The organism is Streptomyces sp. NPDC050743 (assembly GCF_044456925.1).
In the GTDB taxonomy this organism is placed as follows: Bacteria; Actinomycetota; Actinomycetes; order Streptomycetales; family Streptomycetaceae; genus Streptomyces.
The window spans coordinates 1-6,334 of record NZ_JBITGJ010000219.1; the positions used below are offsets into that span (position 1 = coordinate 1).

General features: G+C 69.4%; 6 protein-coding genes and 1 pseudogene. All 7 read right to left on the reverse strand.

The window, feature by feature from the left end; translation table 11 throughout:
* Window positions 1-583 precede the first annotated feature (583 nt).
* Complete coding sequence (locus ACIBJF_RS51420; protein ID WP_399184796.1) at window positions 584-739, reverse strand: hypothetical protein; 156 nt, start codon at window positions 737-739, stop codon at window positions 584-586.
* A gap of 184 nt (window positions 740-923) precedes the next feature.
* Window positions 924-2,564, reverse strand: coding sequence for a bifunctional 3-(3-hydroxy-phenyl)propionate/3-hydroxycinnamic acid hydroxylase (locus ACIBJF_RS51425; RefSeq protein WP_399184797.1), 1,641 nt, complete (start codon window positions 2,562-2,564; stop codon window positions 924-926).
* A gap of 21 nt (window positions 2,565-2,585) precedes the next feature.
* Window positions 2,586-3,509, reverse strand: a complete 924-nt coding sequence (locus ACIBJF_RS51430; protein ID WP_399184798.1) for a VOC family protein — start codon at window positions 3,507-3,509, stop codon at window positions 2,586-2,588.
* Between the two features lie 64 nt (window positions 3,510-3,573).
* On the reverse strand, window positions 3,574-4,449 hold the full coding sequence (locus tag ACIBJF_RS51435; protein ID WP_399184799.1) for a fumarylacetoacetate hydrolase family protein: 876 nt from the start codon (window positions 4,447-4,449) through the stop codon (window positions 3,574-3,576).
* Window positions 4,450-4,571: 122 nt separating this feature from the next.
* A complete protein-coding gene (locus tag ACIBJF_RS51440) occupies window positions 4,572-4,961 on the reverse strand; it encodes a lipocalin-like domain-containing protein (RefSeq protein WP_399184800.1) in 390 nt (129 codons plus the stop codon).
* A gap of 237 nt (window positions 4,962-5,198) precedes the next feature.
* Window positions 5,199-5,930 (reverse strand): alpha/beta fold hydrolase, encoded by a 732-nt coding sequence (locus tag ACIBJF_RS51445; protein ID WP_399184801.1) that lies wholly within the window; start codon window positions 5,928-5,930, stop codon window positions 5,199-5,201.
* Between the two features lie 163 nt (window positions 5,931-6,093).
* Window positions 6,094-6,334 (reverse strand): annotated as a pseudogene (locus ACIBJF_RS51450) (hypothetical protein); the annotation flags it as partial.

Genomic DNA, 6,334 nt, shown 5'->3' on the forward strand with positions numbered 1-6,334 from the left:
CCGAGCCGCCGGCTCCGGCGGCGGCCTGAGCCGTAAATCCCCGCTCAGCCCTGGAGGGTGAGGCATCCCCTCCCTTCAGGGAGGGGAGCCTTCAATGCCGCCGTCGACCACCTGGTGCACCACCTCGACACAGCCAGCGAGCGAATCGACTACCGACACCGCCGCGAAACACTCCGCGGCTGGTGGATCCCAGCCTCGACCTGGGAGGAACTCACCGCACAGATGCCCCGCCGGGGTGCCCCTGACCTGGGACGACTCAAATGCCAGACGGCCTCCGTCTTCGTCTGGACGACAATCACCCAGGGTGACGTCCTGCTCGCCCCTCGCCCCCTGGACGCGGACGTCAGCCGCCCAAGGCCCGTCGGCTGGTCGAATCAGCGAAGCCAGTTCTGGCATCGTCTCGCGCACTCTCAACACCTGAGGCACTACGTCGATCTTCGCCAGGCCCTCACCAAGTACGCAGCGCACCTCGCCCAAGAAATCGACTCGAGATCCACGGCCTAACCGGAGCCTTGCGTAAAACGTCGATGAATACTCTGAGTGACGATTCGAGGTGATGCTGGTGACTCAGCTCCGTTCATGATCAGCGGAGTTTCCTGTCGGCGCTAATGTCCGTGATCTCTGCCGCGGCGTCGGCGTAGGTGGGGTCCTCCTTGTAGCGTGCGGCGCTGGTGGCGTTCTGGGCGAGGGGGAAACCGACGACGACGAGGCTCTGGGCTTCGGCGCCGAAGGCGATCATGCGACGGGCGGTCCTGCGACGGATGCGTCCTGCAGCCGGCCTGCACGGTCGCACCGTTCACCGGCAGGGGTTGCTCACCCCGCGCGCTGGCGCGGCGCGGCGCGTGAAGCGCCGCCCCGTGCCGCGCGTCGCTGTGCTCGGCGCGGCCTGCCATGGGCACCGGCTGTGGCGCCGGTGGCTCAGCTCAAGCGGTGACCTCCGGGGCGGGGGCTGCCGTGAGCCCGTCGCGCAGCGCAGTGACCAGACGCGGGAGGTCGGCCGTGCTCTTGGCGCCGCCGAAGACGTAGAAGTCGGGGCGCACCAGCATGGCCTCGATGCCCGTACGGGCCAGGTCGGACAGGTAGGTGCGGTCGAGATCGACGACGTCGTCGGGGCCGTTCGCCGCCGGGTCGTCGGTGATCCTCAGCAGGCGGAGCCCGACCTGCTCACACCAGGCCAGGGTGTCCTCGTCGAGCCCGTCACGCGGATCACCGGTGGTGAGCAGGGTGAGCCCGATGCCGACGGTTTCGTCGAACATGCCGGTGCGGCCCCTGAACCGCACCCGTCCCTGCCGGCTGAGGTGCCCGGTCGGCTCCGCGGTGGCGCCGGTGCAGTCGCGGTCCAGCAGTCCGCCGGTGAAGGTCCCCAGGAACTGGTCTCCTTGTGGTACGCGGCCTGCCTGCTGGTCGGCGATCATGCGGGCGTCGCGCTCGGCGGCCGCGGCCGGGTCCGGCTCGCAGACAACCCTCCCCAGCATCACGGACTTCTCGATCGCATTCTGCAGATGCTGGCATCGCTCGGTGGTGTAGGTGTCCAGCAGACTGTCGTCGGCTTTCCCGGACAGCACCAGGTCGAGCTTCCAGCTCAGGTTGATGGCGTCACGGAGGCCCGAGCACAGGCCCTGCCCGGAGAACGGCGGCATCTGGTGGGCCGCGTCTCCGGCGAGCAGCAGCCGGCCGTCGCGCCAGGAGTCCGCCCAGCGTGCCCGGAAGGTGTAGACGGTTTGCCGCTCCAGGGTGGCGTTGTCCGGGTGCAGGTCCCACGGCTCGAGCAGCTTCCAGGCGGTCTCGGCCTGCTGGAGCTCGGCGATGGACTCGCCGGGCAGGCGCATGAATTCCCACCGACGGCGGCCGGGACCGCCGACCACCGCTGTGGTCGGCCGGGCCGGATCGCAGAGCTGCAGGTTCATTGGCGTCCATGCGCGGTCCCGGTCATGGGGTATGACGTCGAGGACCAGCCAGTCGTACTTGAAGCCGAGGTCGGTGACCGAGGTGCGCATGCACGAGCGGATGAAGCTGTTGGCGCCGTCGCAGCCGACGACGTACGCGGCCCGGAGGGTACGCTGCGCGCGCACCCCGTCACGGAGCAGGGGCTCGTCTCCCGCGCTCTCCGCCACGGTGACTTCCACCTCCGTGGGGCCCGCCTGGACGGCCACGGCTTCCCAGCCGCGCAGGATGTCGATCCCCGGCAGCGACTGGACGCGCTCGTTCAGGGCCGCTTCCACGGTGGGCTGGTTGAACGCGCTGAAGTTGGGCCAGCCGGAGTAGCTGTCGTCCGAGAAGTCGAAACGGAGGAGTAGCTGACCCTCTCCGTTGCGCCACTCGTAGTCCACAGCGGGTTCACTGACAGCGGCCATGTCCAACCCCAGCGACGCCAGGATGCGGCCGGCCTCGTGGTCGAAGCCGACCGCGCGTGGCAGCGGGTAGGGCTGCGGCCAGCGTTCGACGATGCCGACCCGGCGGCCTGGGGTGGCCAGCTGGATGGCCGTGGCCAGCCCGACCGGACCAGCGCCGACGACCAGCACGTCGTAGGCCTCCGCGGCGAGACCCTCGGTCGAAATGCTCATCATTGCGTTCCTTTCGTCTGTTCAGCCGGCGTCGTGCGCGCCGGTCATCATCGCGGCGAGGTCCTCGGGGCGGAGGAAGGACGGCGGTACGGGCGGGCCCCAGTTGTACAGGGCGAGGCGGGCGTCCTCCCACGTCCCGGGGGTCCACAGTTGGTCGTCGACGATGCAGTCCATGTCGGAGTAGTACTCGGAGAAGTTGCCGGCCGGGTCCCGGAGGTACCAGAAGAAGTTCGACCCCAGCTGGTGGCGGCCCAGACCCCAGATGTGGCGCTCGGGGTGGTCCTCCAGCATCCGGGTGGCGCCGCGTCCCACCTCGTCCACGTCGTCCACCTGCCAGGAGGTGTGGTGCAGGAAGGAGATGGGGGCCTTCTGGACGAGGACGTTGTGGTGGTCGGTGGAGCACCGCAGGAACGCCGCGCCCGGTACCAGGTCGCTGACCTTGAAGCCGAGCCCTGCGGTGAAGAAGCGCTGGGAGGCTTCCTGGTCGGTTGAGCCCAGGACGACGTGTCCGAGGCGGCGGACGCGCACCGGACCCTCACGCAGCACGCCGGGGGCACGCTCGCCGGTCCGCTCGATCCGCCCGGGAGCGTTGTACGGCATCCGCGCGGCGGCGGGCTGCACGATGCGCGGCTGCACCTCGACGGTCACCGTCACCTGGGTGCCCGGGTCGACCGCGCGCAGGCGGTGGGTGTCCCGGACGAACGGCACCTCGAGCCGGTCGAGGGCCGAGCCGATCCGCCCGAGGTCGTCCTGGTCGTCGGCGCTCAGGGTGAGTTCCTCCAGGCGGCGCCGCGCCGCCTGGACGATCTTGAGCTGTTCGCCACCGTCGGCAGTGGCGAATCGGCCGTCGCCGAGGTCGGTCAGTCCGAAATCGGCGTAGTAGGCCGAGGTGTCGGCCACATTGGGCACCCCGATCGTGATGTGCGCCACGCGGTGCAAGGCCATGGCAATCTCCTCCAAGAGTTTCAGTGTGCGGGTGGTTGTACGCAGACAGGTGTGGGGCCGCGCGTCAGACGGCCTGGGTGCCTTCGGGGTAGGTGGGGCCGGCGACCAGGGGGTTACGCAGCTCACCGATGCCGTCGATCCAGCTGCGCAGTTCCTCGCCGGGGGCCAGGAACCGGCGCGGGTTCCGGGCGCCGCCCACGCCGGCCGGGGTGCCGGTGAAGATCAGGTCGCCGGGCAGCAGCGTGCAGATCGACGACATCCAGGCGATCTGCTGGGACACCGAGAAGATCATCTGGGAGGTACGGGAGTCCTGCATGGTCTCGCCGTCGATCGCGCAACCGAGCGCGAGGTCGTCGGGGTTGTCGAACTCGTCCGGGGTGACCAGCACCGGCCCGGTCGGGCTGAAGCCGGGGAACGACTTGCCGAGGGAGAACTGGGGCGCCGGTCCCGACAACTGGATGCCGCGCTCGGACAGGTCCTGGCCGAGCGTGAGGCCGGCCACGTACTGCCACGCGTCCGAAGCGGCGACCTGGTGCGCCTCACGACCGATCACCGCTACCAGCTCGACCTCCCAGTCGACCAGGGCACTCGGCAGCTCGACCGTGGCGTAGGGCCCGGTCAGGGACGTGACGTACTTGGTGAAGACAGCGGGACGCTCCGGTACGGCGACCCCCGACTCCGCCACGTGGTCGGCGTAGTTCAGCCCGACCGCGAAGACCTGCCGCGGGCGTGGCACCGGCGCGCCCAGCTGCTGCTCCACCACGGCGATCCGCTCGTGGCCGGTCGCGGCCGCCGACTGGGCCCAGTCGCGGAACTCGGCCCAGCGGTCGAAGACCGCCTGCGGGTCCGAGGAGAACAGGCCGTCGCTGGCCTTCTCCACATCTACGGCGCCGTCGGGGAAGACGAGCACGAGACGGCTGTTGAGTGTGGCTGTCCGCATGGCACAACCTCCATGTTCAGAAAGCGAAAAGGGGAAGGGGAACGGGACGATCGGGTGATCAGTCGGACGGTCGTTGTCGCTGCTCCGGCTGTGTGGCGGGAGACCGGGCCCGTCCCACGTCGTCAGGCGTCGGCCCGTCGCCAGACAATGCGCACCTGGGAGTCGTCGGCCCCGGCAGCTGTCAGCTCCAGCCGTCCCGGGCCGAACTGGACCTCGCGTACCAGGTCCGTCCCCGTCCACGGTGCGTAGTGACTGGTCTGAACGTGGTGCACGACCGACCCGTCCGCCTCGCGCTCCCAGCGTCCGGCGTACGCCACGGTCCCGGTGGCCATCTCCTCGAACGGGGATACGAACGGGGCGTCATCGGGATGGGCTGTCAGCAGTGCGCTCATCCAGCCGTCGGCGGCGTAGTGCAGCACCCCCCTGGGACGCTCCCCGAGCGGACGGACGACCGTCCCCTCTCGTGTCAGCGAGAAGTCCTCGAGGACCCAAGCTCCGAGCAAACTGTCCATGTGTGCCTCGCATCGTGCTTCAGTTCCGTCGGCCCGGCCGCGCAGACATCGTCACAGCACCACGGTGACGGCCCGGCGGCCTGGCCGAGTGGCAGGCTCCTGCCACTGCTGGATGAAATCGGGCTGATGACTGAACGAGTAGGCCATCAGCTTGGGATGGCGGTGTGCCGGCGTCCGGAAATCCGGGGCCGGCGCCGCCCGGGGTGCACCCACGGGCGCAGTTGGTGGGCGCGCCACTCACCCCCGAGAGCTGCTCCAGTGCTCCTCGAGGGCGGCGGCGACCTCGGCCGGCTTCTGGATAGGCGTCCAGTGGCTGCTGTCCAGCCTCAGAAAGCGGGTGGCGCGCACGGAAGCCGCCATCTTCTCGCCGAAGTCGACGGGGCAGACTGGGTCGAACGCCCCCCAGAACACCAGGGACGGTCCGGCCAGGTCCGCCAGACCCGGTTCCCACTCCGCACCGACCGTCAATGCGGAGCGGTACAGCTTGAGGATGCTGTCGCGCATGGTCTCATCCACGCGGCCGGCCGTCTGTTCGGCCAGCTCGGCCGGGATCTGGGTTTTGTCGGTCAGGTCCTTGGCGAACGCGCCGGCGTCGTACTCCTTGGCCCAGCGGTCGCCCGCGACGGGGTCCTGCCACAGCTTGGCCAGCGGATGCCAGTCGTACTCGGCGCTGACCGGACCGTTGCTGCCGGCCCATGTGCGGATCAGGTCCGGACGTACGGAAGCCACGCGCGCGGTGAGGAGGCAGCCCCAGTCGTGGCCGACCAGGTCGACCGGCTCGCCGATTGCCTGCAACCGCTCGATGAGCCAGGAGACGTACTCCTCCTTGGTGCAGTGGAAGCCCTCGGGTCGCGGCGAACCGAAACCGGGCAGGTCCCAAGCCTCCACGTCGCTGCGGGTCAGGTGCTCGCGGACGCCGTCCCACACGTGGTGGGTGTCGGGTACGCCGTGGATCAGAATGGCAGGCATGAATGAGCTCCTACAAGGATGGATATTTTTATTGAGAAGCGAAATAACGGCACAGGGAGGGTGAAGGAGCCGAAGCCTCGTGCCGCAGGCCCGCGCCTTCGCGCCCACGTGGATGGGACCGAGTGGCGGCACTTCCCGCCTGCGGCGTTTCGATCGAGACTGGTCAACGAGTCGGTGCAGCCGTCCCGACCGGGGCGACGACTTGGTCATGCAACACGGCACGAACCCGGAGTGATGCGGTCTGTGGTGCTACGCCGGCGGCGACGAGGAACGCGGTTGCCGCGGCCTCGCCCGTGGGGTCGGTCCACGGGCATGCGGCGTTCTCCTCGGCGAGGGCCAGCATGAGTGCCTCCAGTGCTTGGGCGAGGACGGGTGCGGGAAGGTGGTCCGCGAAGACGCCTTCG